Origin of the sequence: Sulfurimonas sp. NWX79 (assembly GCF_039667035.1) — a bacterium.
GTDB classification, from domain to species: Bacteria; Campylobacterota; Campylobacteria; order Campylobacterales; family Sulfurimonadaceae; genus Sulfurimonas; species Sulfurimonas indica.
This window is the reverse complement of the sequence record NZ_JALCZL010000069.1, coordinates 1-564: the sequence shown is the minus strand read 5'-3', so window position 1 is coordinate 564 and position 564 is coordinate 1. Positions and strand designations below refer to the sequence as shown.

The window sequence follows — 564 nt, the reverse complement described above, 5'->3', positions numbered from 1 at the left end:
TTTGCACTAAAAAGTAAAAAAAAGTTACAATTTGAAACTTAAACCACCTCTTTGTTTTGCCCTGTTTTATTTGAAGATTTTGATCCAAACTTATATAAATCTGAATGAATAATTCCTGACTCTTTTTTCTCTTTTAACCTGTAGCTGTCTCCTTGTATATTGATGATATGAGAATGGTGCAGTAGTCTATCAAGAATAGCAGTTGTTACAACCTTGTCACCTGCAAATACCTGTGTCCATTTGCTAAAAACGAGATTCGAAGTAAGGATAGTAGAACCTTTTTCATACCGTTTAGAGATAATCTGAAAAAAGTGATTGGCTTCCTCTTTGTTCATGTTAAAATAACCTATCTCATCGATAACAAGTACAGAAGGGTTGGTTATTGACTTTAAAAAAGCATCGTACTTTCTCTCTTTTTTAGCTTTATTGGCATTAGCAAGCAAATCTGCAATCGTAGTGAACTTTGCTTTGTATCTGTGCTGTACAGCTTTATATGCCAAAGCAATAGCCAGATGGGTTTTTCCAACCCCACACTCTCCAAGGAGAATAATATTTTCATACCTT

1 protein-coding gene is annotated in these 564 nt (G+C 34.0%); it reads right to left on the bottom strand.

Translation table 11 applies throughout. The features are described from left to right. Positions 1-38: 38 nt before the first annotated feature. Positions 39-564, bottom strand: a 526-nt coding sequence (istB, locus tag MNY27_RS10955) for an IS21-like element helper ATPase IstB (protein ID WP_346392353.1), incomplete at its 5' end; no start/stop codon positions are given.